Source organism: Gaetbulibacter sp. M235, from assembly GCF_043876835.1.
GTDB lineage: Bacteria > Bacteroidota > Bacteroidia > Flavobacteriales > Flavobacteriaceae > Yeosuana.
This window is the reverse complement of record NZ_JBAWJZ010000008.1, coordinates 56,014-80,541: the sequence shown is the minus strand read 5'-3', so window position 1 is coordinate 80,541 and position 24,528 is coordinate 56,014. Positions and strand designations below refer to the sequence as shown.

At 32.1% G+C, this 24,528-nt stretch carries 22 protein-coding genes and 1 tRNA gene; 3 read left to right on the top strand and 20 right to left on the bottom strand.

Annotation, left to right across the window (positions count from 1 at the left end; all coding sequences use genetic code 11):
- Window positions 1–604: 604 nt before the first annotated feature.
- From V8G69_RS13185 to V8G69_RS13100, 18 genes are all read right to left on the bottom strand, one after another.
- On the bottom strand, window positions 605–1,546 hold the full coding sequence (locus V8G69_RS13185; RefSeq protein ID WP_394882492.1) for a hypothetical protein: 942 nt from the start codon (window positions 1,544–1,546) through the stop codon (window positions 605–607).
- A gap of 102 nt (window positions 1,547–1,648) precedes the next feature.
- Entirely contained in the window at window positions 1,649–2,353 is a 705-nt protein-coding gene (locus V8G69_RS13180) for a hypothetical protein (protein WP_394882491.1), read from the bottom strand.
- A 146-nt stretch (window positions 2,354–2,499) separates the two neighbouring features.
- Window positions 2,500–4,560, bottom strand: a complete 2,061-nt coding sequence (locus V8G69_RS13175) for a tail fiber domain-containing protein (protein WP_394882490.1) — start codon at window positions 4,558–4,560, stop codon at window positions 2,500–2,502.
- Between the two features lie 92 nt (window positions 4,561–4,652).
- Complete coding sequence (locus V8G69_RS13170; RefSeq protein WP_394882489.1) at window positions 4,653–5,126, bottom strand: T9SS type A sorting domain-containing protein; 474 nt, start codon at window positions 5,124–5,126, stop codon at window positions 4,653–4,655.
- A gap of 17 nt (window positions 5,127–5,143) precedes the next feature.
- The gene (locus V8G69_RS13165; RefSeq protein WP_394882488.1) at window positions 5,144–5,866 is read right to left on the bottom strand and encodes a hypothetical protein; all 723 of its coding nucleotides are present in this window, start codon (window positions 5,864–5,866) and stop codon (window positions 5,144–5,146) included.
- A 12-nt stretch (window positions 5,867–5,878) separates the two neighbouring features.
- Window positions 5,879–6,370, bottom strand: a complete 492-nt coding sequence (locus V8G69_RS13160) for a DUF3592 domain-containing protein (protein WP_394882487.1) — start codon at window positions 6,368–6,370, stop codon at window positions 5,879–5,881.
- A 16-nt stretch (window positions 6,371–6,386) separates the two neighbouring features.
- The gene (locus V8G69_RS13155; protein WP_394882486.1) at window positions 6,387–7,025 is read right to left on the bottom strand and encodes a hypothetical protein; all 639 of its coding nucleotides are present in this window, start codon (window positions 7,023–7,025) and stop codon (window positions 6,387–6,389) included.
- Window positions 7,026–7,029: 4 nt separating this feature from the next.
- Window positions 7,030–8,805, bottom strand: a complete 1,776-nt coding sequence (locus tag V8G69_RS13150) for an FG-GAP-like repeat-containing protein (protein ID WP_394882485.1) — start codon at window positions 8,803–8,805, stop codon at window positions 7,030–7,032.
- 53 nt (window positions 8,806–8,858) lie between these two features.
- Complete coding sequence (locus tag V8G69_RS13145) at window positions 8,859–9,596, bottom strand: hypothetical protein (RefSeq protein ID WP_394882484.1); 738 nt, start codon at window positions 9,594–9,596, stop codon at window positions 8,859–8,861.
- A gap of 10 nt (window positions 9,597–9,606) precedes the next feature.
- Window positions 9,607–10,209: a hypothetical protein gene (locus tag V8G69_RS13140; RefSeq protein ID WP_394882483.1), complete on the bottom strand. Its 603-nt coding sequence runs from the start codon at window positions 10,207–10,209 to the stop codon at window positions 9,607–9,609.
- A gap of 11 nt (window positions 10,210–10,220) precedes the next feature.
- Window positions 10,221–12,284 carry a hypothetical protein gene (locus V8G69_RS13135; protein WP_394882482.1) on the bottom strand — a complete coding sequence of 688 codons (2,064 nt, stop codon included), beginning with the start codon at window positions 12,282–12,284 and terminating at the stop codon, window positions 10,221–10,223.
- Window positions 12,285–12,295: 11 nt separating this feature from the next.
- Window positions 12,296–13,138 carry a hypothetical protein gene (locus V8G69_RS13130; protein WP_394882481.1) on the bottom strand — a complete coding sequence of 281 codons (843 nt, stop codon included), beginning with the start codon at window positions 13,136–13,138 and terminating at the stop codon, window positions 12,296–12,298.
- Window positions 13,139–13,236: 98 nt separating this feature from the next.
- On the bottom strand, window positions 13,237–13,839 hold the full coding sequence (locus V8G69_RS13125; protein ID WP_394882479.1) for a hypothetical protein: 603 nt from the start codon (window positions 13,837–13,839) through the stop codon (window positions 13,237–13,239).
- Window positions 13,840–14,039: 200 nt separating this feature from the next.
- The gene (locus V8G69_RS13120; RefSeq protein ID WP_394882478.1) at window positions 14,040–14,384 is read right to left on the bottom strand and encodes a DUF4870 domain-containing protein; all 345 of its coding nucleotides are present in this window, start codon (window positions 14,382–14,384) and stop codon (window positions 14,040–14,042) included.
- A gap of 10 nt (window positions 14,385–14,394) precedes the next feature.
- Complete coding sequence (locus V8G69_RS13115; RefSeq protein WP_394882477.1) at window positions 14,395–15,705, bottom strand: OmpA family protein; 1,311 nt, start codon at window positions 15,703–15,705, stop codon at window positions 14,395–14,397.
- Window positions 15,706–15,838: 133 nt separating this feature from the next.
- Complete coding sequence (locus V8G69_RS13110) at window positions 15,839–18,745, bottom strand: response regulator (protein ID WP_394882475.1); 2,907 nt, start codon at window positions 18,743–18,745, stop codon at window positions 15,839–15,841.
- Between the two features lie 257 nt (window positions 18,746–19,002).
- Window positions 19,003–19,076 (bottom strand) — tRNA-Ala (locus tag V8G69_RS13105).
- Window positions 19,077–19,082: 6 nt separating this feature from the next.
- Window positions 19,083–19,880: a universal stress protein gene (locus V8G69_RS13100; RefSeq protein ID WP_394882474.1), complete on the bottom strand. Its 798-nt coding sequence runs from the start codon at window positions 19,878–19,880 to the stop codon at window positions 19,083–19,085.
- 147 nt (window positions 19,881–20,027) lie between these two features.
- Here V8G69_RS13100 and V8G69_RS13095 point away from each other — a divergent pair, with 147 nt between their 5' ends.
- From V8G69_RS13095 to V8G69_RS13085, 3 genes are all read left to right on the top strand, one after another.
- Window positions 20,028–20,201, top strand: a complete 174-nt coding sequence (locus V8G69_RS13095) for a hypothetical protein (RefSeq protein ID WP_394882473.1) — start codon at window positions 20,028–20,030, stop codon at window positions 20,199–20,201.
- Window positions 20,202–20,327: 126 nt separating this feature from the next.
- Window positions 20,328–20,780, top strand: a complete 453-nt coding sequence (locus V8G69_RS13090) for a 6-pyruvoyl trahydropterin synthase family protein (protein ID WP_394882472.1) — start codon at window positions 20,328–20,330, stop codon at window positions 20,778–20,780.
- A 10-nt stretch (window positions 20,781–20,790) separates the two neighbouring features.
- Complete coding sequence (locus tag V8G69_RS13085; protein WP_394882583.1) at window positions 20,791–21,543, top strand: UDP-2,3-diacylglucosamine diphosphatase; 753 nt, start codon at window positions 20,791–20,793, stop codon at window positions 21,541–21,543.
- On the opposite strand, the gene V8G69_RS13080 is transcribed toward V8G69_RS13085, so the two are convergent.
- A complete protein-coding gene (locus V8G69_RS13080; protein ID WP_394882471.1) occupies window positions 21,540–22,805 on the bottom strand; it encodes an MFS transporter in 1,266 nt (421 codons plus the stop codon). The two genes, V8G69_RS13085 and V8G69_RS13080, sit on opposite strands and share 4 nt — an antisense overlap.
- Window positions 22,802–24,508, bottom strand: a complete 1,707-nt coding sequence (gene recJ / locus V8G69_RS13075) for a single-stranded-DNA-specific exonuclease RecJ (protein ID WP_394882470.1) — start codon at window positions 24,506–24,508, stop codon at window positions 22,802–22,804. Before recJ ends, V8G69_RS13080 begins: the two co-directional genes overlap by 4 nt.
- Window positions 24,509–24,528 lie beyond the last annotated feature (20 nt).

The window sequence follows — 24,528 nt, the reverse complement described above, 5'->3', positions numbered from 1 at the left end:
CCGAAAAGTGTTCTTGAAAGACTTACATAGTATAACTTGAATATTAAGACCTAACCTAATAATTAAAATAGTTATGTGCTTTACCTAAAACGGTTAGGCTTTATATTTAAACAGGGATTTTTAGGTTTTTTAGATTATTAATTTCCTTCTAAAAAAGAAAAGAATGTTTTAAGTACTCTGGTTGATATAGAATGAGCTATCTAATCAGACTTCTCAGCTTCGAGTCCAGTTCCCGCTACATGTATAACCTTCAAACTTTTTGGTTGGAGGTTCTTTGTTTTTCAGTTGTTTTAAGTAAATTAAATTTAATGTTTCGCTATTATTTCACTTAGTTTTATTGACTTTTTTAGAAATAGTTAAAATAGGCTATGAAAGCATTAAGTTTGAATCTAGGTTCGGTTGAAGGTTTTTTTTAATTATAGAATTAAATATTTAATGAAGCAAACTTCTCTAATTCAGTAATTAGCAGGTTCTATAATCTTTTACCACCAAAGACATTTATTAATAATCATCCTTGTTAGTGTTTCAGAATCATTATTTTAATAGATAGGGAGTGGTTTTAATAAAAAAAATACTCCCTATCTATATACAATTTGGAATGCCTTCAATATTGTGGTGACTTTCTAAAGTAATAGGTAGCATCCTCTGGAATAGTGGGTACTATTGTATGTACGTGCTTTTTATATCTCGATCTGTCTTCTACGGGAGCATTTGGGAATTCATATGCACCAATGACTTCGGTTTTTACCAAGTTCCATCCTAGACTAAAACTAAGGTTATATGTAACATTAGTTTCAACTAGTAAAGGTGTACCGGTATTACTTAAATCGCCCTTCCAATTTTCATTGGCTTCAATTTCACATGCTTCTTCAGCATAAACCCATGACAACATATACCCTTCATCACCGAAATATAAATCTCCTGGTGTTAATAGGTTTCGGGTTACTTTTACAGAGTTTCCTATGGTTAAAACTCCTATTTGTTCATCATTTTGATATACTAATAAATAAGAGTTAAGCTTTATACCCGAATCTTCATTGCTATATCGATAAGACTCTGGATTATGAATATCAAAAAAATTGTTACTATCCTTAAAATCCTTTAAAGGTTTTAGTATGGGTACTTTGTATGTAGGATTCAATTTAATAGTACCATCTGCTTTAATTACACCAACTTCAACATATTCTACTTTATCTTTTCTTGAGTCGTAGTGATAGTTGAAAACAAGATTAGCTTCTCCATAGTTCCAATTTTTTAATTTATTATCGTTATCGCTGGCTAGCGTATTTTTCCAATATTTGTCTTCGATTTTTCTGGCTTTTGGGATTGGGTTTGTTTCACTTTCATTCGTTTTTTTAGCTGATTCAAGTATCTTTTCTTGAGCATTGGCTTGCTGTAACATCTCTTCAAGAGTTATGCATTGGATGATACTATCTCGCATTTTCAAAGCTTTATCAATCATTTTTTGCTGTTCTGGAGTTTGAGAAAATCCTATTCCAGAGACAATAAATAGAAGTGTAAAAATAATTTTAAGTTCCTTTTTCATGATATATGATTTTTATAGTCCAATGCTTATTCGTTTATCTATAGGCAATGTAACAGATTTTAGAGGTGTATAAATAAATTTTAAATTTAACGGAGTAGAAAGCTACTTCTCGGGTATCTCGAAATTTAATTTACCTTCTTCCCAATAGCTATACCCCAAATTTTTAATAATGTGTCCAGCGTTGTCCACCATAACTATTTCTTTTACAGCAACCCCTATGTCTGAGTTTTGTAAGGAGTACCCAATATTTCTTTCATTATTTTCATCGCCAGAGCTAGATCCGCTTTTAAAAATTGAAATAGACTTGCCTTGCCAGTTAGCAGTTTCATTCTCAGGTGTGAAATTTTTAATAATTGTGCTTTGTTCTGGGGTTGATGCATCTTCAGTGAAGTATGTAATCATAGCATAGACATGTAAGTCTTTAGCGTTTTCGGCGGGCAAAGCTAAACTAGAAAGCAGCAATTTAAAACCAATAGTATCATGTAAAACTCGTGTATTTTCAAGATCAATAATGTTTCTGTTATTTATATAATTGCTGCTATATCCATTTTCTTTCTGTTGTTTTTCATATTCAGAAATTGCCTTTTGATGTGCGGTTAAAATATTAGTTCCTAAATCATCTTCAAATAGGAGCATTTTAGTGTTGGTAGTATCAAGGCTAATAAATTTATTTTTCTCTTGAATCCAAAACTCTAATTTAAAGGCTGTATTTGAAAAAAATTCTCCTGGGATTTCCCTTTCTATTTCTAGTTTTACAGGAACTGCATTTTGAGCTATGGCAAAATGCCCTATACAATACAATGCCATAGACAGAATTATTTTTGTTTTTATTTTATGGAATTTTTTTGATGGTTATTTGTTTTAGATATTAAATGTTTATATTTTTTTTGGCTTGAGGAGTTTATAGAAATCACCATACAGCTTAAAAAAATAGTAGATTTAAATAATTTGATTTATAACTTTTCTAATACTTCAATGCGTTTTGTTAATGTATCTATCAAAACTTGTTGCTCTTGTATGGCTTTAACCAAGGGAGCAATGATGTCGTTATAACGCATGCTGTACATTTCTTGGTCATCAATTGTAATGATGCCTGAATTGCTTACATTATTATTTTTAAGTACTTGTACTACTTCTTGAGCAATAAAACCATATTCTGTTTTTTTATTTTCATCGTTGCGTCTTGTATATGAAACAGGATTTAAAGCATTAATAAAATTTAAGCCCAATGTACTTTCCTCAATATTATCTTTTAATCGTTTATCTGAAGTAATAGTCCAGGCTACTTGAATCCCTGCATAGGTAATTGCCGTATTGCCAATACGTACTTGGTTTGATGCTGTAGCACTTGGTACTTTAGCATCATAACCAATACCTATATTATTACTTCCCGTCGTATTATTAACAAGAGCATAATAGCCTATTCCTGTATTAAAATTTCCTGTACTATTAAGAGCAAGTGCTTGACAACCATTGGATGTATTATAAGATCCTATTGTATTTTTTACAAGTGCTGTATCACCATTGGCCGTATTAAATTGTCCTGTACTATTAAGGTATAATGCTCCACTACCATTGGCTGTATTACCAAAACCTGTAGTGTTAGAATAAAGTGATTGAAATCCATTGGCAGTATTAGTATGACCATTAGTATTAGCATAAAGTGATTGATATCCATTGGCTGTATTCTGGTAACCTGTTGTATTAAAATAAAGTGCCTTTTTTCCATTGGCTGTATTGTTAGAACCCGTTGTATTAGAATATAATGCTTCTTTTCCATTGGCTGTATTAGCAAAACCCGTATTATTAGAATAAAGCGCTAAATATCCAGTAGCTGTATTTTCACCTCCTGTGGTGTTTGAAAAAAGTGCAGTACTACCGTTGGCTGTATTATAATTTCCTGTGGTATTAGAGCGTAGAGCTAGATTGCCATTGGCAACATTATCTTGGCCTATAGTATTAGAAGTAAGGGCTTCATAACCATTGGCAACATTATAAAATCCTGTGGTGTTACTATAAAGTGCACCTCTTCCATTTGCGATGTTACCAGATCCTGTGGTATTCTTATAAAGTGCCTGATTCCCATTTGCAGAGTTAGAATTTCCTGTGGTATTAGAATAAAGTGCATTATAACCATTTGCGGTGTTACGAGATCCGGTGGTATTAGAATAAAGTGAGCTAGCACCATTTGAGGTGTTATTAAATCCAGTAGTATTATAAGCTAGAGCATAATAACCATAAGCCGTATTATTTGATGCGGTTGTATTAAAACGAAGGGCTGAATCGCCACTAGCAGTGTTAAAACCTCCTGTAGTATTTACTGTAAGGGCATTGGTGCCAACGGCAGTATTTGAAGGCCCTGAGGTATTAGATAAAAGTGCAGATACTCCGTTAGCGGTATTTTTAGTACCCGTTGTATTTGATGATAAGGCAAAATTTCCGAAGGCTGTATTGGTGTCTCCAATTAATCCAGAGAACGCATTGTTTCTTTTAAAAATAACATCGACAGCATCCGTAGTACCAATAAAATCAGAATTAATATTTGTACCCGCATTACCCGTTAAATTCCAGCCGCTTGTACCAGAAGTGCCGCTTGATGCCGCATACAATGCATAAGGCACACTCATTAATTGGCTTGTGCCGGTAATGGTATAGGTTGAACCACCATTTGGATCGGTTTCAGTTTTAATAAAATAAGGGCCATTTGCCCAATTAATACTTGAAAAAGTACCTGTAACCGGCGTGCCTGTTCCTATTTCTATAGTTACAAGTCCGTTTATGTTTGTTGGTGTAGCGTTAAAGGTTTCTTTAAAAACCTCTGTACCTGTTGAAGTACCTTGAAGAATACTTACTCGCATACTTACATTTGTATTTGAAACTAGTGTATTACTCGCATTGCGAATTACCGCTTGGTAACTCATTTTTTGAGGTGATTGAGCAAATGAACTTTGTAATGAAAAAAAAACAGCTATTGCAATGAATGATTTTTTTATGGTTATAGTAAATGTTTTCATATGTAGTTATTTATTAATTTTCAATTGTCATATGTAATTCGCTTATAATCATTGGTGTTTGCGACCAATTTTCGATTAAGCTCATTTCATAACTAATTATTTTTAATGATTTTAAATGTTTTTAATGTTTCGTTTTGGTCTAAAACCATTAGAAAATAGGTTGCCATTGGAAGATGATTTAATGAAATTTCTGAATCAGTTCTAACTATTTTTTTGGACATAAGTTGTCGTCCTTGTAAATCATACATCACATATGTTAGATCTTTAGAATTATAGTTTTTTATTTTTAAAGTAACTTTTGATGTTGTAGGATTTGGATACACCAACATATTTAGGGTAATAGCTGGAAAATTATCTACGCCAAGTGTTGATATTTCAAAAGCATGTTGCATACCTTGGCTAGCTGAACCTTCTGCACTGTTTACATTGTTATAATCTATTTGTCCAATGGTGTAATTTACCAAACCTCCACTTCCAGCGGCATTACCTCCAGATACAACAGTATTACTTTGTGCAAAGCAATATTGAATTCCTAGTAAGATATAAGCATAAAAAAGTATTTTCATTTTTTTTATTTAAAGAGTTAAAAATATTTACCAATCCATTTAGTCTCTGGTGGTGTAGATTGTGATGAGGTAACTGTTATTTTACTAGGTTTCGCTATTTTAATAAATACATTTTCCTCATACATACTTGGTATCTCATGTTCAACAACGTTTTCAATTTTATATTCAATAAAATTAAATCCACTATTTAATTGCAGATTATAGGTATAAATGGTTTCAATGGTATCATTTTCTGTATTGGTAACCGTGGAGGTGCATTCGCCTTGATAATTAAAATTATTTTCCACATATACTAATTCAAAATATGATGCTATAACCGCATTATTTGAGTACGACTCTTCTAGCCAAGGCACCAAATTCTCATCTGTAACCATAAAGAGCAAACCTGAATACAGATTTTCTTTTGAACTTAGTGAAATGTAACCTGCATTGACTGCTTTAATATTTTCAGTTTCGGTTAGTATATCATAATGGTTGTTACATTTTGGAAATAAAGTGAAAGCGGCGTCTGACATAGAGTTTTCTATTGCCACTTCTGGTATTGAATTTATATTATTTGGCAGCTTAAAATTAAGTTCACCAGAATCGGAAATAGTTCCAATAGTTAATACATTATCCATACCAAAGGTGAACACTACTAAATCCATAGCTTTTGCTAAATAGTTTTCTACTTTAGGTTTGGTTTGAGCTATGCCCATTTGAAGATATAAAAGCATCAAAAACAAGAGTGACTTTTTCATGATATCATTATTTTATGTGTTAGTGTAAAAATTTGATAAATAATCTATTAGCTCCATAATTATAGAAGGGCGATAATAGGTAATGAGCCCTATTAAAAAAAGAAATATAAGCAGCACCAAGGCACCTATAACCCCATCTTTCCTTCCTGGTTCCAATGTTGCTGTTTTATGGTTTGAAGGATTATAGTAAACAGGCACTTCTTTACCTTCGGTGTAGTTGTTCATTAATTCAGAAGCCTTCTTTTTTGGAAAATTTTTAAAAGAATTGGCGAAAAAAGGTTTCTCTCCCTGATAGTTAATACCATTTATTTCATAGGTGTATAAAAAATCTATGATTCTGGAAAATGGAAAATCGAGGCCCCTTACAACTACTCCTTTGACTTTTGGCCAATGAGTGGATTGTTTTGCCCACCACCAACGTCTTAGGGTTATAAATAAAATGGGTAATACTACCAATTGTAGAATAATACCTGCTATTTCAAATTGATTAAGAGACTCAAGCATTTCCCTAAGCGTTTAATTATTTATTAAAATCTTTGAATTTTTTCAAATCATCAATGTCAATGGCGTTCCAAAGCGCATCAACATCCATTCCTTTGCCTTCTAATGTTATATAAAAGCGATTATCGTAGAGAAATCTAATTTCAGATTGATAATCTGCCTTCGTATCTTCATCACGATCAGTACCAAAGATTAATATTCCATCACGCTCTTTTTTTGAATATCTAATGGTATTGTTATACTCTGAAGTTATCTTATTTAGATGTAACATTTTTAAAGGTATGATTGCTCCCATAACATTTTTACCCCCTGCGTCTAGAATTTCCATTCGTACCGTATTATCACCAAAACTTCCGACAACTGTTTTATCACCAGTAATTCTGGGTTCAATTTTATTATTTTCTGAAGATAGGTCCAAACTTAGGGTACCCAATTTTTTTGGGAATGCTACCATTAATTGATTATTGGTTAATAGAGTTTTCGTTTTCAATTCTTCCATTAACAGCGCATATTTTTTGTCTATATCGACATTTGCACCTGTTACTTCGTCAATTAAGCCTTCTATAACCTTTGATTCAGACGAATCTGACGATTTTGGAGAATCTTTGCAAGAAATCAAAAGCAATATTACTAGAGCTAATTTTAGTAGTTTTTTCATATGTTTAGTTTTTAATGAATTTGATGGTTTGTGAATTGTTGTTTTCAAAATGAATATTTAAAAAATAAAATCCTTTAGGTAAATTTGAGACATCTAATGATGTTGAAGATGTGTTTTGATTTTGTTTTAAAACTATTTGACCTAATTGGTTAAATACTTGTAATTGAAGATTTCCAGAAAGAAGAGTATCAATAATTAAATTATTTGATACTGGGTTTGGGTATATTTTAACACCTCTTCCTTCATCAATAGTTTCAATACCCAAAGTAGCAAAACTCCCTTCTTCGGAAAATACAGATCCTACAAAACCACTATCTATGGCTTGCACTTCAAAAGTAAAATTAGAATTTACCAAAGATGCTGGTACTTTATATTTATAGCTAGTATTTTGCATAGCATTGCCTAAAGCTGGTAGTTTCCGCCAACCATTAATTTCTGATGCCATGGGGCTTTTTAAATAGACTGACGAATTTGCCGGAATCTCTTTAATGGATACATTATATGACAAGCCACTGCTTGGGGTTTCTGCATCTGTACTTGGGTCCCAAGAAAGTGTGACTTCATTTCCATCTACAATAGCACTTAGGTTTGATGGTGCAGAAGGAAGGCTATTGCTTTGAGTATTATTGTTTACAAAAATTCTTGTACGCAATTCATTAAATCCTTTTCCTGTAAGCAAAACATCTAAATCACCATCATTATCAAAATCTGCCCAAGCTACTGAACCCAAAAAAATCGGAGGTAATCCAGCACTTATATCAGTAAAAGTAGCATTGCCATTATTTTTATAAATTTTTGAAAAATAAATAGAGTGGTGTCCTGCAAGTAAAACATCTAAATAGCCATCATTATCATAATCGCCCCAAGCTGCCGAAGACTCCCATGCTAGATCCAAACTTGCATTTATATCAGTAAAAGTGTCGTTTCCATTATTTCTAAATATTTTTGAAGCACTACTAGCCCATATGCTACCGGTAAGTAAAACATCTAAGTCACCATCATTATCGTAATCACCCCAAGCCGCCGAACCATACTGTACTCCTGTTAATCCAGCGCTAATAGTGGTAAAAGTAGCATCGCCATTATTCCTATAAATTTCTGAAATTTGTGTTCCGTACCCGGTTGCTCCTATAAGTAATATATCCAAATCGCCATCATTATCATAATCACCCCAAGCTACTGTAGATACCATAACCCCCGGCAAACCAGCATTAATATTGGTAAAACTAGCATCACCGTTATTTCTGTAAATTTCAGAAATTCGAACTTGACTACTTCCGCTCGCACTATTTCCTGTGATTAAAACATCTAAATCACCATCATTATCGAAATCGCCCCATGCTGCTGAACTTGACCAGACTCCTGTTAAACTTGCATTTATATTAGTAAAAGTATTATCCCCATTATTTCTATATATTGCAGAAACAGGTATCCCAGATGTTCTATTTCCTGTAAGTAAAATATCTAAATCACCATCACTATCAAAATCACCCCAAGCAACAGAGCTACTATATACTTGAAATAAACCAGCATTTATATCGGTAAAAGTACCATCACCATTATTCCTGAATATTGATGACATAAGATAACCACTAGACTGAAGTCCAGAAAGTAATACATCTAAATCACCATCATTATCGTAATCACCCCAAGCAGATGAGCTATAAGAAAGTCCTGGCAAGTTTGCAGTAGTGAGTTCTGTAAAAGTTTGTGCTTTTACTGTTTTAAAATTAGCAATTATTAAAAAAATTAAAATCTTGATGTGTAGCTGTTGGTTCATAGTTGTTATATTTTAGTTAACTAATTGAAATAGTTGATTCATGATTTTAAATTTTATAAAACGAGCCACAAAACATCTAACGGAATTTCATCTATCTTGGAAACTTCCATTTTCGCCAAAACGGTTTTACCTGTTTGTGTTGTATAAGTTTTAGTAACATTATATTTAATCATATTCCATCCTTTTTGAAGTTCGATGTCGTAAAAGGTGGTATCGGTATAATTTTCATCATCACGGCCAGTATAAACAGGAATACTGACAGAACCTTTTACTGACGCAGTATCTTCTGCAAAAAACCATCTTAAATAATACCCTATTGCAATATCGCCTTGACCGTAATTATATAACCAATTAGCTAATTCGGGGTTACTGGTGCAATAGACATAACCAAACTGTGCAGTTCCGTCTTCACTACCAGCCTCCAAATCTGGTAAACCTATTAAAACGGAAGCAGCATTTTCATAACTTATGCCTTCCTCGCCGCTTCCAAAGGTCGATTCAATGGTATTGAATTTCATTTCCCAGCCTTGAGGCGCTTTTTCTTTTGCTTTTTCTGCTGCTGTTTTTAAGTTGGATAAAAAAATTTCGTCAAGCGGAATTGTCATATTTCCGTCTGATGCAATGTTTCCCATTGTGATTTTTTCTCGCGATATATAATCGGAAAATAGCAATGGAACTTCTCCATTAGTCCAATTTGAAATGCTTCCTGTAATGGAATTTTGCGCATTAAAAGCCAGACTGATTAAAAAAAATAAAGTCATTATTGTGATACTGTTTTTTAAATTTTTCATATGAATTAGTTTAGTTGTATTGATCTAGCTTTTTTAAATTTTCAAAGTCGATATACGTCCACAACACATCTGCGGAATCTGGGCCTTCCAAAGTGATTCTGAATCTATTATTGTAAACAAATCGAATATCATTACGTTTAATGTTTGGTTGCAAAAACGCAATAGTTTTATAACCAGCTCTTTCTACATAGAAGTACTCGGTTTGTGGTGGTCCTTGGGGTTTTGCTTTATAGGTGTCAAAAAAATTCCGGATAATAGCACTAGAACCTACTCCATCTTGAATAAAAAAATTATAGCCCTTTTTTCCAATAGGCTTATACATACCTGATGCTAATTGACTGCTAACCTGAAGGGCATAATCACCAATTGGTTTATTGCCATGAATATCTTTAGGTAAGATTGCAAACAATTGATCGTTGGTTAATGGTGTTTTCTTTTTTAAAGCTTTATAAATGTCTTTTTCATTTTTGGTAATTTGTAAAGGATTAGTCAATACTTCTTCCTCCGTATTTTGAATAGCAGAAGAAATTGTTGTTTTGCTTTCTTCTTTTGGGCTGTCCTTACATGAAACTATAAGCATCAAAAGACTTAGTAAATAAATGTGGTTTTTCATATAGATTTGTTTTAATTAAATGATGGCATAGAAAAAGTTTTTGCATTTGGCATTGTTATGTTCTGTTCTTCATAGTAATAATGTATGTCTGCACCACTTTCAACTAAAGATTCCAGCCTTTTTTGACTATCAAAAGTGATTGTAAGTCTTCCTTCATAAATAAAAATTGTTTTTTCAGAACCAATACCACCACTAATTTTTTTCGCCTTCGGCTCTTTCTCTAGCATAGAAATAGTAACCTCAGCTGCAAAGGCAGGAATTTTGTGCATTACCGATCCTATATTCATCTTTAAGCCTGCAAAATCGATATTTATGGGAGCTAGTTTGGCTACTGTACCAAGCATTTGGCTCATCTTGGTTTTTATCCAGCCCTGCCCTGGGGCGTTCATATAAATATATCCTTCTTCATCAGAATACATTGTTACATTTTCAGCGGGATGAGTCATTTTAAGCCCATAATTATCGGCATCAAAAAACATATTAATTGTTCCGTCGGGTGATTTCATGACGATGCGCATATCAGAGCTCCCCGTGCTCACATTTATCATTTGGTAGCCATAATTTTCTTCGCTAAAATGAAAGAAGGCTTCCAGTTTTACCGAACTGTTTTTTTTCAGGTCTTTTTTCAGTTTCACGCCTTTAAAAGTAACTAGGGTTGTTTTTTCGTTTTGACCTGTTGTAACTTCTATGGTGTCATACGGATCATTATCTGGTAAAAAGGAAACATGATCTAGCACTGTAGTACCATCTACTTTTAATGAAAAACTCATGCTTTTTTCCTCTATTTCTTGAGCGGTGTAGCCCAAAAATTCTAAGGTAAAACTAGCTTCTTCGGGTCGGTTGTCTTCAAAAACACCTTCAAAAGGATATACTGTGCCTTCTTGTAGGTCTTTTTTAGTTTTTTCGTCTATAAAACTTATGGGTTCTATAATGTGCATGGCATTGCCCTTGGATGCCATTTTTAAGTAGTTATAAACCTCAACGGAATCGCCTCTTTCTTTTTCTTTTTTAAAATAGGGTATGTTTTTCTTTAGTTTAAGAGGCATGTTTTCGAATGCTGTAGGGGCGGTTTCCCCATATTGAAGCATTCTATCATACATATTATCAAAAGCCTTAAAGGCATCAATGGCATGAACAGTGTTCTGCCAATAAAAAAGCTGACCGTTTTGTAAAATATTGTCAAAGGTTATTTCGAGATCCCCTTGTTGCCCTAATTGGCATGAGCTAAATATAAATAGTTTGTTATTGACCTCTGGATAAGCGTCTGAAAAGAACTTTGGTATAAAAAATACTTCACCATATTCTAATGCTATTCCCCTAACGTTTTTACTTTTAATTAAATCAAGTAATTTTTGACGATCTTTAATTTTGTAGGTTATACCCGTAGAAATGTAGGTACGGCAATTACTTGATAGCTCTATGCCTCCTTCTGTTAGGTTGCAAGTTTTTCCACCATGAGAGGCAAAATGAACCACATCATAATCATTAAAAGACAAATAATCTTCAAACGAAACCTGCCGTTGGTTTTCTGTTTTGTTAGCCTTGTAGGTTACTCCTCCTTTATAATTTCTATTTTTAGGTAGTTTTTTTAATGGGACTAAAGGATCATCTTCTTCTCCAAATTGCCATGCGTAAGGCGATAAGATTAATGCTTTTTTATTTTGCCGATCTTCTCCACGTTGTGCTCCTACGACATTACTAGTGTTTTCCTCTATCGTCCTTTTGTTGAGTATCATTAGTGGGGGTATAGCTTTGGTTACAGAACCTCCTCTAGTCAATGATGAAAACTCTTTAAGTTTAATCAACATTGTTGGACCATTTTTAAGTCTGAAACTTAACAATTTGTCTCCTACACCAATTTCTTGGAGTTCTGGAATTTGCCTTAGTTCTTTTACCAATGCATCTACTGGTTTAAGTTTTATAGTATCTAAAATGGCAAAGCCTTTTTGAATGACTGAATCTGGCATTTTTGAGAAATCCTCTAAAACACCATTAACAAAGACGTCTTTTTCTTTTTTGCTATCATTGCACGAAAGCAAAAAAAAGGAAATTACGATTAGGAATAGGAGACGCATAGTTTTATAATTTAGTACGCGTTCATGTTTGGTTTTGCAGAAGAGGTTCTGTGACCTTTAACATATATACTTTTAGGTGTATGCTTAACTGGGGATTTATATTCTGCCAAGGTCATGTCATAATTCATATAGCCCGCAAAATCATTGTCTGTAGGATTACCAAAATAAAAAAGGAAACTTCCTTTGGCTCCTTGACTATCCAAGAAGGTTCCATTAAAAATCTTATTGTTAGTTATTCCTCTATCGTTAGTATTGTTCCCAGTTAAATCAGCGGTAATTAAAGTACCATCTTTAGTGTACGAAAATTTAGCTTCTATTTTTTGGTAACCTTTCACCCATACTTTAAATGTGCCGATATTATCGGTCTCCCATGTACCAGTCCAGTTTATTACAGGGTTGTTTTTTACATAATCCTTTAAAACCTTCTTTTTTTTATTCATTTCAACCTGTTGAACCAATGTTGGTGCAGTCGGTCGTTTCCCATTCCAATTATCAGGTTGCCAATCATCCTTACCTTCTACTTTATAATAGCCAACATATGATTTTTTATCGGTGGCAATCACAAATCTAAATTCCCCCATTTTGCCCATGCCTGTTCGGTCTAAACTATTTACAGTTCTTGTATAAAAACCTTTTAAATCACCATCAGAATTTATCTTTCCAGATAATTTGCCATTTGGGAAAACTCCAGTATAAGTACCTCTAGATTCTGTAATATTTAAATCTACTAAAGTATTGTTCCAAACAAGTCTTGTGTTCCATTTTCCAGTCCAATCATTTATTTGTGCCTGTGTTGTAATAGACATTAAGATCAGAATCCCAAATGCCGTTAAAATTTTAATTGATTTTTTCATGAGTATTTATATTTATGTTAGTCTTGAATTTTGCAGTTGAATTTTGATAATAGTCAGTCTATCGGATATAAAAAGATGTTTAGTTTTACCTAAATAATTTAATCTTTTTGAAATTTAAAGCTTAAGTCACCTGCATAATAGTCTAAATTGAATGCCGTTGGCAATACTTGAGCAGTTCCTCCTGCATAAGCATATCCCGTAATGCTAATATCTCCAACTGTAACAGGGTACGTAATATCTGCTCCATCTGTTCTCTCCCGGTTATACCAATCATTACTATTAAAAGTTATCATATATTCAGTACCCGCAGTTAGGCTTAATGTGCTAATGGCTTTTGTAGCCTCAACACCAGCGCTTGCAATATCAATTGACTCTGTTCTTAGTACAGTGGTTGTTGTTTTGTTCCAAATGGTAACTCTTGTTGCTATATGAGTATCGGGAATTTTTGCTGTAATAGCTGTGATTTTTCCATTTACAGCAGGAATAAATGTAATTCCAAATTCGTAATCTCCACTATCTACAATCTCATCAGTTACCTGGTTAAATCCTGTTCCAGTTAAATATTCTGTTAATGGGTTAACTTCTGGGTTTGGTGTAGGGTTATTGTCATCTTTACTACAATTAATTAATATAATTGTTAAGGCAAAAAATAATGCCGTTTTTGAAATAGTTTTTACTGGTGTCAATGTAAAATGTTTCATATAATTTTCTTTTTATAAATAATTATGATTCGTAATCGTTATTTAATAGCCTTAAAATTTTCTAAGACTAATTTTTAGGCGTTTTATCTTATATGTTTTATTAAAACGAACTGGTATGGATGCATCATCATTTTTGCTAAATGAAAATGAGAAACTTATTAGGAGTAATAGAATTTCAAGTTTTGATAATTTGTACCTTTTCAAATATTCTTGAACCATTCCATATATTTTTCTCCTAAAAAAGGCACTGCTCTTTCTTTACCGTTAATGGCATTCATTAATCCCATAATCCACATATAGAGAAGCACGAAAATGCCGACAATATTAATAATCCAACCTAATATGGGAATCATGCCAATAGCTCCTAATGCTAATCCTGTAAGTGCCAACCCAAAAGATTGTTTAATATGATAGGATGCAAAAGGCTCCTTTTTTTCATTGTTCATCACAAATGCGATGATTAATCCTATGAAGGTGATATAGGCTATAATGGCTATGTTTTTTCCTTCGCTAACTACTGCAGTTTTATTTTCTGTTGTTTCCATTTTATTAGTGTTAAATTTTAATAAACTCTACTCGTCTATTATTTGCTCTGCCTTTTTCGGTAGTATTATCATCTACAGGTTCGGTTGCTCCTTTGCCTATAAATTTTAATCGGTCGTATTCTATTTCAAACTCTTCCCAAAGAATTTGTTTTACCATTTGCGCTCTACTTCTTGATAAGTATTGGTTGGAATTATCATCGCCTTGACTATCTGTATGTCCAATAATTTGTAAATTGATTTTTGGATTATCTTTTAGCATTTTTGCTATTTCAGCCAAAATACCATACGACTCTTTTTTAACTGTAAATGCAGCTGTGTCAAAATAAATACCTGTTGTACTGAATTTTCCATTTTTTAGTAGAAGTGAACGTAAGTCTTCAGTAGACTCTGCAATTTTGAAGTTTGAAATACCAATAAAATGCCCTTTTTCAGTTAGCACATCCATCCCTTGTATAATAAAATACCTGCCAATATTAGCTTGTAATAAATTTGGGGAATCCACCATTTTTTCCTCATTTACCCACATTCGAAGCCTTTTTTTGTTCACTGCAATCGAAATATGAACCGTATTATTTAGATATTCTGTCATTTCTCTATCTATACGGCTACCAATTTTTACTTCAACTTCTCCTCCAAAATTTTCAACATTGCTTACTTTAAAACCATTATTGGAAAGCAAGATTTCGATATCTGCCAAGGAGCCTCCTGCTCCCATACTGTATGCTTTCTTAGTTAAGAATGCGAAAAACAGTTTGCTGTTAGGTTTGCCACTACCATAACCATTGTTGGTCAAATCAAATTCTATAGTATAGTTTTCAGGAAGCTTCTTTTCTAAAGCTGGCATATATCCAGATCGTCTTACAATTGACAACCATTTACCTTTAGAATCGCTAGTATTTACTACCTCTCCAGAACCTCCAGTTTCCCAATGTGCAGGAAAATCACCCAATGCATCAGTTTCAAAATCATCATAAAACAAAAGTTTGTTTCCTGGAACAAAAGTAAAGTTGCTGTAAACGCCAAAAGCTATTTGAGAACTTTCTTCATCTGTTTCAGAATATTCATTGCTTTCATCATTATTGTTGACTTGGTCATCATTTTGGTCTGATGATTTGTTTTTATCTTTCCTTCCATTATTACCTTCAAAAATGGTGTCTAAAGTGTTCGAGGTTTCCTCTGCTGCTTTATCAGAAGTTTTTTCAACAATTACATTTTCTACTTTTTGTTCAATCCTTTTTTTTAGTTTTTTTAAGAGTTGTGCATGAGAATTTGTAACGCTTAAAAGAATAGTAACTGTTGTTAAAATAATTTTTGATTTCATGATTGTAAGTATTAGTTTATTAATACAATTTATTTACAATCAAATGTAAAATGATAAATAAGAACAAGTTTCTACCCATGTAACAAAGTATAGAACTATTGTAACATTGAATAATAAAAATAACTATTGAAAGTTAGTTAATGTATTCTGAAGGTGTTTTGCCGTAGGTTTCTTTAAAACATTTTATAAAATAAGAAGGAGTGTTGAAACCAACCAAATAGGCAACTTCATTAACTGTTTGGTTTGAAGTTTTTAAAATTTGTATAGCCTGAATTAAACGTTGAGACCGAATAAAAGATGAAGTATTTAAACCAGTATAAGCCAGTAATTTTCTGTGTAATTGCATTCTACTAAGACCAATTTCTTTACTAAAAAAGTCTGGGTTAAAATCAGGACTGTTTAAATGCTTGTCTAACACTATTTTTACTTTGTTTAAAAAAACTTCATCTGAAGAAGTTATGGCTATATCTTTAGGCTTAAAAAGCACGTCTTTTTTATATCGTTCTTGAAGGTTTCTTCTGCTTTTAATAATGTTTTTAATTTTTACTTGAAGTGTTTTTGGATTAAAAGGTTTTGTGATATAATCATCAGCACCACTTTGTAATCCACTTATTTCATTAAAGTCACCACTTTTTGCAGTAAGCAAAATTATGGGGATATGAGAAGTAAGTTCGTCATTTTTTAAAACGTTACATAATTCCACACCATTAATATGCGGCATCATAACGTCTGAAATTATAATATCAGGTATATGGTTTAACGCCATATTCATACCCTCTTTTCCGTCTTTAGATTCTAAAACATGATAATTTTCTGTTAGTAACGATACTATATAATCTCTAATATTTTTATTGTCATCAACAACCAATATAATCGGTTTGTTTTTTGTTGGTTTTATTTCTAAATCTATGGTTTTTTCAACAACATTATTTTCAGATTCAACTACTTTTTCACTTGAAGAAAATGCGCTTTCGGTTATTGGAATCGTTATTTGAAAATGAATTTTTTTATCATTTATAATGTTAGTTTCAATTGTGCCATGCATTAAATGCACCAATTCTTTAACCATCGAAAGTCCTATTCCTGTACCTTCATTTTGATTCTGAACTTGATAAAACCTTTCAAATAATTTATTAAGATCTTCCTTTTTTAAATTCTCCACGTCATTGGTTATTGACAAAACCAATTCTTTGTCATCCTTAATAAATCCTGCGAAGGCTATTTCCCCAAAAGGGACAGTGTATTTTAAAGCATTAGAAAACAGGTTGTTAATTATTTTATCGAGTAAATCAGCATCAAACCAAGCTCTTTGCATTGTGCTAATAGATAAGTTTAGCTTTAGTTTTTTTTTGTTTGCCAAGAACTTAAAAGAATCTGTAGATGCTCTCAAAAAAGATTCTAAATTTCCTTTTTCTACATTAATTTTAACAACGCCAGCATCTAACTTTGATAACTCAAGCATTTGGTCTACTAATTCAATAAGTCGGTTTGTGCTTTTTTGTATTAATTCTAAATCTGGTTTTGCTTCGTTATCTAAAGTTTCATTTTCCATTAATTTTAGTAATGGGCCATTTATTAAAGTTAATGGTGTTCTAAACTCATGAGATATATTTGAGAAAAAATGAGATTTTATTTTGTTCAATTCCTTTTCCTTTGCTGCAATTTTAATTTTATTTCTAAAAACTAAAAACGCCAGAATAGCAATAGTTAAAATTAAACCCACAAACCCTAAATAGTAGTATTCTTGTTTTATTGCTATTTCATTTTTTAATGAAAGTATCTCTATTTCTTTTTCTTTTTTCTCTGTTTGAAATGCTGTCTCTACTTTTAATATATCCTGATCAAGTTTTGTTTGTCTTTCTAATTCTGCATTTTTAATGGTTTCGTTTAATAAGTTGATTGCTTCTTCATAATTTTTATTAGAAGTCTCAATCTCAGCTAATCCTTTATAAATTCTTCTTAAATAGTCATAATTTTTTTCTTCCTTACATAATATTTCGGCTTCTCTATAAAATAATTCGGCATTTTTATAATCTTTAAAATACAAATAAGCATCTGCCAACCTATAAAGTGCATTTGTGTAATGCTGCTTGTTTTGTGGTAGTTTTGAAATTTCCACTGCTTTTAAAAAATCCTTTTCAGCTTCTTTAAATTTATCTAAATGTTTGTAACACAAACCCCTTTTTATGTAGGTTGAAATTGATTTATTATCTGGGACTGTAAACGATTCATAATAAGATATTGACTTGTTCAATAAAGGAATTGCCTTGTTGTATTCTTCTGTAATCATATATTGTTGAGCAAGGTTTGATTCCATAACAGCAATATTACTAGGGAAACCTAATTTAATTGCAATATCATAGCTTTTAGAAAAATACTCAATTGATTTATCAAACCGTTTTATCCTTTCCATTACATAGCCTATATATTCTAAGCTATTAGCGTGCTTTTCTGTATTAGTCAAACTGCTAGTTATAGTGCAAATTTTTTCGGCTTCAATATAATATTCAAGGGCCTTATTAAAATCACTTTTAAAAAAAGAAACATTACCAATAGCCAATAAACCTGTAACTATTACATTGGAATCATTTGATTCTTTTGCAAGTTTCACGCCTTTGTTTAAATATAAAAGTGCAGAATCTGCCTGAGTTGCATTATAACGATATCCCAACCTAATATAATGATTAGCAACTCCTGCTTTATAATTTAACTTTTCTAGTTCTTTAATAGCATCCAAATGTTCTTCAATAGCTCTTTTTTTAGAAACATTAATTCCAAACCAATTTGCAAAATTTACGCGAGTATTAGAAATGCGCTTTGGTGTTTGAGCTTTACGTGCATAAAAAAGACTCTTAGTTAAATTATTAAAAACTGAATCTTTTTGGATATGTAAATTTGATAATGTTAAATATTCAACTGCCTTTGTTGAATCAGATTTCGTTTTTACAATAATTTGATTTATGGAATCTATCTTTTTAATATTTTGAGAAAACCCTAATAATGGAATTAATATTAATTGCCATAAAATTATTTTTCTCATTTCTTTTTTTTTTAAAACTATAAAATCATTTTGTGTAAATGTTAAATTTTAGAATATATTTTTTGTTTAGAAAAATATTGATTCAAATTTTTCCAATTCCAATAATAAAAGGTTCGACTTTTTCCTGTTTGCTCAACTAAACAAGACTCACACACATTTTGTTTTTAAGTTTTTTATCTATACATGGGTTAATAATGGACAAAATATGAAAACAAAAAATCTAACTAATTGAAATACAATTAATTAGAGTTTTATAGTGGAGAAGATGGGGCTCGAACCCACGACCTCTTGGCTGCCAGCCAAGCGCTCTAGCCAACTGAGCTACATCCCCAAAAAATTATTTTAATTCACTTAAAACTAAAACAGGAATTGAACTTGAAAAATCCTTTTTCAAAATTACATTTTTTTCCCATTTTTTTGTGAAAAATCCTCTTTTACGTCTTACCACACATAACATATCTGGATTGTGCGATTCATAGTGCCTTAATACACCTTGAAATGTTGTGGCATTTTCTGTAGTTGAAATGTCATCAACCAATGCGGATAATTCCTCATTCACATCAAAATCTCCTTCTTTGTGAAAAGGTGTTTTTACTAACAGCAAATCAATTTTACACTTAAACTTTTCTTTTAAAGCTTTAAGAGATTCTAAAGCGTTCTCCTTTTTAATAATAGCCGATTTCATAGCCATTAATATATTGTGAATAGGCTCAAAAATATATCCTTCAGGCACAATCATTGTTGCTGGACCATTCATTTGTTTTATAATTTTACCTGATGTTTCACCTAAAAAAACTTCATCATTTACTGAATTAGTTCTAGGTTGTATTAAAACCAAATCAATATTAGCTATTTTACAAACCAATTCCAATGTGTTAACAACCTTTCCTTTTAATGCTTTTGTAACAACCTCAACATTTTTTGTGTCTATCTTAGAGATTAACTCATTCAAATAATCTTTGCTTTCACGCTCCAAAATATGATCTAAATTTATCATCGTTCCAGCTTTTGTAAACACTTTGTAAATATGAACAACATAAAGTTTAGCTCCAAAAGCTTCTGCAAAATCAACAGCGTATTGCAAATGGCTTATTGTATTATTTGAAGTCCCAACTGGTACTAATATATTTTTCATTAGGTGAAATTTTAAAAATTAAATTTACAATAAAATGTTATGCAAAAGTAATCATTTAAATGATTACTAAATAAATCAAACAAACAGCAAAAAGAATATATTATGCTTTATTAAAAAAGCCTAAATTTGAAAATAATTTTTAAATTAATGATATTAATAACCATTCTTCAAGACATTAATATAGAAGATAAAATAAAAAATGCTCCTGATTCTAATTATGAAATAGGCGTTTTTATTGGCTCTATGCTACCATTTGTAATTTTAGTGGCTATTGCTTATTTGATTTATAGATATAATAAAAATAGAATAAATAAAGACTAATGGAAACTTTAAAATTTATAGCCGGTAGAGGATTATTCCTTTTACTTGGTTTGGCACTAATAATCATATTTTTTTTCAACAGAAAAAAAAGAAGATAGTATCTTTACAAGATAAATAACACTGTTAATGAGCAATATTCGTATTACTAAACAATTTTCTTTTGAAACAGGTCATGCTCTATATGGCTATGATGGTAAATGTAAAAATGTTCATGGGCATAGTTATAAATTATCTGTTACAGTAATAGGCAAACCAATAAAAGACAACTCGAATGTAAAATTTGGGATGGTTATAGATTTTGGCGATTTAAAGCATATTGTGAAAGAAGAAATTGTTAATGTTTTTGACCATGCAACGGTTTTTAATAAAAACACACCGCATGTTGAGTTAGCCAAAGAGCTTGAAGAAAGAGGCCACAATGTGTTATTGGTAGATTATCAACCAACAAGCGAAATGATGGTGATTGATTTTTCAAATAAAATTAAAAAACGTTTACCAAATCATATAAAACTTCATTCTTTAAAACTTCAAGAAACAGACACCTCTTTTGCAGAATGGTACGCTAGTGATAATGAATAACAGTAACGATATAACTATTTCAGAAGGAAAAAAGATTTACTTCGCTTCAGATAATCATCTTGGAGCGCCAACATATGAAATTTCATTGCCTCGAGAACAGAAGTTTGTTGCCTGGTTAGATGAGATTAAAAAAGATGCCACTGCGATTTTTCTTTTAGGTGATTTGTTTGACTTTTGGTTTGAATATAAAACGGTTGTGCCAAAAGGGTTTACCAGAACCTTGGGGAAATTGGCCGAAATTAGCGATTCTGGAATTCCTATTTATTACTTTGTAGGAAACCATGATTTATGGATGACTGATTATTTTAAAACAGAATTTAGCATTCCAGTGTTTCATCACCCTCAAGAATTTAAATTCAATAATAAAACTTTTTTTATTGGACATGGCGATGGTTTGGGTCCAGGTGATAAAGGTTATAAACGTATGAAAAAAGTGTTTACCAACCCTTTTTTTAAATGGCTTTTCAGATGGCTCCATCCTGATATTGGTATGCGAATTGCTCAATATTTATCAGTAAAAAATAAATTGATTTCAGGTGATGAAGATGCTAAATTTCTAGGAGAAGAAAATGAATGGTTGGTGCAATACAGTAAGAAAAAATTAAGCGAAAAACATAGAGATTTTTTCATTTTTGGTCACCGTCATTTACCTTTAGAAATCAACCTTACAAATACATCAAAATACATCAATCTTGGTGACTGGATTGGTTACTACACATATGGTGTTTTCGATGGAGAAAAGATGGAATTGAAAAAATATTAATCTTTCTGATGATCTTCAATATCCTTTGTTAAATCTAACTTTCTGAACGAAGGAGATACAATTCCTGTAGTAACAACAGTAATTAAAGTCATGGTTCCACCAAAAACAACTGCAGTAACTGTTCCCATAAGTTTGGCGGTTAAACCACTTTCAAAAGCACCAAGTTCATTGGAAGATCCAACAAACATAGAGTTAACCGAAGCTACTCTACCTCGCATATGGTCGGGAGTTTTAATTTGTAAAATAGTTTGTCTAATCACCATGGAAACACCATCTGTCACTCCGCTAAAAAATAACGCCAAAACCGAAATCCAGAAAACTGAAGATAATCCAAAAACAATAATGCAAACTCCAAAACCAAAAATGGCTCCTAAAAGTTTCATTCCTGCATTTTTGCTTATTGGTAAATAAGCAGTAATCAGCATCGTTAAAAAAGCACCAACAGCTGGTGCCGCTCTTAATACTCCAAATCCTTCTGAACCTACTTTTAAAATATCCTGTGCAAAAACAGGTAATAAAGCAACTGCGCCACCAAATAAAACAGCAACCATATCTAAAGTTAAGGCTCCTAAAATCGCTTTTGTTTTAAAAACAAACTGAACACCTTCTTTTAAACTTTGAATTACAGGTTCTCCTAATTTTGGATTAAGTATAGGTTTTTTCTTAATCTGTAACACAATGATTAATGATAAAAAAATCAAGCTGAAAATGATACAAAGAGACCAGTGCACTCCTATCCAACCAATAGAAAATCCTGCAAATGCAGGACCTAAAACTGATGACATTTGCCATGTAGAACTGCTCCAAGTAGCTGCGTTGGCGTATGATTTTTTAGGAACAATAAGTGCTATTAATGAGAAAATAGTAGGCCCAAAAAAGGAACGTAAAAACCCACCAAAAAATACTAAGGCGTATATTGAATACAAAATGGTTTTGGTGCTCCATGTTGAAACAATAACAGGCCATGTAAGTAAAAACAACCCTAAACTAATTAATGAAAAGGCAGCTATACAAGTTGCCAAAAGATTACGCTTTTCTTTTTGATCTACAATATGGCCAGCAAACAGTGCCATTGTTAATGCCGGTATAATTTCCATTAAACCAATAAGACCGAGTGATAAAGGATCTTTGGTAAGACTATAGACTTCCCACTCAATCACAATAAATTGCATAGACCAACCAAACACTAATACAAACCTTAACAATAAAAATATTTTAAACTCTTTAATTCTTAAAGCTGCATAAGGGTCATTTTTTGTCATAAATCTGTTTCTTGGTCTTTAATATCTCTTAATTTTAATTGCAAGCTAGTATTACCATTCCATTCATTTTCATCAATTGAGTAAACAGCTTTAAATTCTTTTTTGTTCGTGATTATATCTATTTTATCTCCCATTCCAAAGCCAATGGCAACCAAGCTATTTGCATTTGGTTGAGTAACTGTTATTCTTAAATGGGTCTTGTCATCACCAACACATTTGCCATAACCGGTATCTTTCAAATTTTCAGTCATAAAAACCGGAGTCATATTCCCAGGTCCAAAAGGGGCAAATTGTTTAATAATTCTATAAAACTTTGGTGTAATATCATTTAAATCAATATTACTATCAATCTTAATTTCTGGTATTAATAGAGATCTGTCAATGGTTTTTGAAACCTCATCTTCAAATGCTTGTTTAAAAGCCTCATAATTTTCTTCTTTAAGCGTTAATCCGGCAGCATATTTATGACCCCCAAATTGTTCGATATATTCGCTGCAAGCTTCTAAAACATTATAAATATCAAAATCCCTAACAGAGCGTGCTGAAGCTGCCAATTTATCTCCACTTTTTGTAAATACTAAAGTGGGTCTGTAATATGTTTCGGTAAGTCTAGAAGCAACAATTCCAATAACGCCTTTATGCCAATCTTCTTGATAAACAACCGTTGTAAACTTATTTTGCTCTCCATTTTTTTCAATTTGAATAAGTGCTTCTTCAGTAATACGTTTATCCTCTTCTTTTCTGTCTGAATTATAATTGTCAATTTCACTGGCATGCTGAAGTGCTTTGTCATATTCTGTCTCTACCAATAAAGTCACTGCAAAATTACCATGCTGCATTCTGCCAGCTGCATTAATTCTTGGTGCAACTATAAAAACTACGTCAGTAATAGTAAGTTCTGTTTTATTAACACACTCAAGAATGGCTTTTATTCCTGGTCTGGGACTACTGTTTATAACCTGCAAACCAAAATATGCCAATACCCTGTTTTCTCCAGTAATGGGAACAATGTCTGCGCCAATAGCAGTAGCTACCAAATCCAGATACTCCACTAAATCTTCAATTGATTTTCCTTCGTTAGATGCAAGTGCTTGGATTAGTTTAAAGCCTACTCCACAACCACATAATTCATCATAAGGATAATGGCATTCGTCCTGTTTAGGATCTAAAACTGCAACAGCATCTGGAACTTCACTTCCAGGTCTGTGGTGGTCACAAATAATAAAATCTATACCTAATTCTTTAGCATAAGCAACTTTATCAACCGATTTGATTCCACAATCTAAGGCTATAATAAGTGTAAAATCGTTTTCTAAAGCAAAATTTATTCCTTTATAAGAAATTCCATAGCCTTCATCATAACGGTTTGGAATATATGTTAAGACAAGCTCAGATCTTGTTTTTAAATATGAAGACATTAAAGCTACCGCAGTTGTTCCATCAACATCATAATCACCATAAACCAAAATATTTTCTTGATTAGCTATTGCCTTTTCAATACGCGCAACTGCTTTATCCATATCTTTCATTAAGAACGGATTATGCAAATCGTCTAAACTAGGCCTGAAAAACTTTTTAGCTTCCCCATAGGTTTCTATGCCTCTTTCTAAAAGCAACGTTGCAACAATAGAATCTACTTGAAGTGCTTTTTGCAAAGCTTCAACTTTTAACGAATCTGGTTTAGGTTTAAGTGTCCAGCGCATTTAAATAATTAATGTTTGAA

What these genes read in the sequence shown, in the direction of transcription:
- V8G69_RS13185 (WP_394882492.1), bottom strand. Translation starts at nt 1,546, where the DNA reads ATGAAAAAGGAACTTAAAATTATTTTTACACTTCTATTTATTGTCTCT.
- V8G69_RS13180 (WP_394882491.1), bottom strand. Translation starts at nt 2,353, where the DNA reads ATGGCATTGTATTGTATAGGGCATTTTGCCATAGCTCAAAATGCAGTT.
- V8G69_RS13175 (WP_394882490.1), bottom strand. Translation starts at nt 4,560, where the DNA reads ATGAAAACATTTACTATAACCATAAAAAAATCATTCATTGCAATAGCT.
- V8G69_RS13170 (WP_394882489.1), bottom strand. Translation starts at nt 5,126, where the DNA reads ATGAAAATACTTTTTTATGCTTATATCTTACTAGGAATTCAATATTGC.
- V8G69_RS13165 (WP_394882488.1), bottom strand. Translation starts at nt 5,866, where the DNA reads ATGAAAAAGTCACTCTTGTTTTTGATGCTTTTATATCTTCAAATGGGC.
- V8G69_RS13160 (WP_394882487.1), bottom strand. Translation starts at nt 6,370, where the DNA reads ATGCTTGAGTCTCTTAATCAATTTGAAATAGCAGGTATTATTCTACAA.
- V8G69_RS13155 (WP_394882486.1), bottom strand. Translation starts at nt 7,025, where the DNA reads ATGAAAAAACTACTAAAATTAGCTCTAGTAATATTGCTTTTGATTTCT.
- V8G69_RS13150 (WP_394882485.1), bottom strand. Translation starts at nt 8,805, where the DNA reads ATGAACCAACAGCTACACATCAAGATTTTAATTTTTTTAATAATTGCT.
- V8G69_RS13145 (WP_394882484.1), bottom strand. Translation starts at nt 9,596, where the DNA reads ATGAAAAATTTAAAAAACAGTATCACAATAATGACTTTATTTTTTTTA.
- V8G69_RS13140 (WP_394882483.1), bottom strand. Translation starts at nt 10,209, where the DNA reads ATGAAAAACCACATTTATTTACTAAGTCTTTTGATGCTTATAGTTTCA.
- V8G69_RS13135 (WP_394882482.1), bottom strand. Translation starts at nt 12,284, where the DNA reads ATGCGTCTCCTATTCCTAATCGTAATTTCCTTTTTTTTGCTTTCGTGC.
- V8G69_RS13130 (WP_394882481.1), bottom strand. Translation starts at nt 13,138, where the DNA reads ATGAAAAAATCAATTAAAATTTTAACGGCATTTGGGATTCTGATCTTA.
- V8G69_RS13125 (WP_394882479.1), bottom strand. Translation starts at nt 13,839, where the DNA reads ATGAAACATTTTACATTGACACCAGTAAAAACTATTTCAAAAACGGCA.
- V8G69_RS13120 (WP_394882478.1), bottom strand. Translation starts at nt 14,384, where the DNA reads ATGGAAACAACAGAAAATAAAACTGCAGTAGTTAGCGAAGGAAAAAAC.
- V8G69_RS13115 (WP_394882477.1), bottom strand. Translation starts at nt 15,705, where the DNA reads ATGAAATCAAAAATTATTTTAACAACAGTTACTATTCTTTTAAGCGTT.
- V8G69_RS13110 (WP_394882475.1), bottom strand. Translation starts at nt 18,745, where the DNA reads ATGAGAAAAATAATTTTATGGCAATTAATATTAATTCCATTATTAGGG.
- V8G69_RS13100 (WP_394882474.1), bottom strand. Translation starts at nt 19,880, where the DNA reads ATGAAAAATATATTAGTACCAGTTGGGACTTCAAATAATACAATAAGC.
- V8G69_RS13095 (WP_394882473.1), top strand. Translation starts at nt 20,028, where the DNA reads ATGATATTAATAACCATTCTTCAAGACATTAATATAGAAGATAAAATA.
- V8G69_RS13090 (WP_394882472.1), top strand. Translation starts at nt 20,328, where the DNA reads ATGAGCAATATTCGTATTACTAAACAATTTTCTTTTGAAACAGGTCAT.
- V8G69_RS13080 (WP_394882471.1), bottom strand. Translation starts at nt 22,805, where the DNA reads ATGACAAAAAATGACCCTTATGCAGCTTTAAGAATTAAAGAGTTTAAA.
- recJ (WP_394882470.1), bottom strand. Translation starts at nt 24,508, where the DNA reads ATGCGCTGGACACTTAAACCTAAACCAGATTCGTTAAAAGTTGAAGCT.